Source organism: Pantoea sp. 18069 (assembly GCF_902706035.1).
Taxonomy (GTDB): domain Bacteria; phylum Pseudomonadota; class Gammaproteobacteria; order Burkholderiales; family Burkholderiaceae_C; genus Comamonas.
This window is the reverse complement of record NZ_CACSJA010000145.1, coordinates 1-391: the sequence shown is the minus strand read 5'-3', so window position 1 is coordinate 391 and position 391 is coordinate 1. Positions and strand designations below refer to the sequence as shown.

The 391-nt window shown below is 71.9% G+C and carries 1 protein-coding gene and 1 pseudogene; both read right to left on the bottom strand.

The window, feature by feature from the left end:
* Window positions 1-278, bottom strand: a 278-nt coding sequence (locus GVL12_RS25955; RefSeq protein WP_235033996.1) for a 2-oxo-4-hydroxy-4-carboxy-5-ureidoimidazoline decarboxylase, incomplete at its 3' end; no start/stop codon positions are given.
* A pseudogene (locus GVL12_RS26815) lies at window positions 275-391 on the bottom strand (allantoinase); the annotation flags it as partial. The pseudogene GVL12_RS26815 and the gene GVL12_RS25955, both read right to left, overlap by 4 nt.

Genomic DNA, 391 nt, shown 5'->3' with positions numbered 1-391 from the left:
CGCGACTGCTCACCGGTCGATTCGGCCGTGAGCGTGCGCGCCACCATGGCCTTGCCGGCAAGCTCCGGGTGGGCGCGGATGAGCGCGAGCTGCGCATCGCGCGGGGCGGCGGCGAGTACGCGCACCATGGCGTGCTTCAGCTGCGCGAGCGAGCGGAACGGGCGTTCGGCGAGCGCGCCTTCGGCGATCCAGGGCGAGTGCTCGTAGAGGCCGTCCAGCATTTGCAATGCGTCGGCCGCGGGCGCGGCGTTGAGCTGGTCGAGGGTCATCAGGGTCATGGCGTCACCTTCGGGCAGGGATGGGTCGCGGCCCAGTGGCGCGCGAGGTCGATGCGGCGGCACACCCAGACGTGCTCGTGCCGCTGGATGTGGTCGAGGAAGCGCTGCAGCGC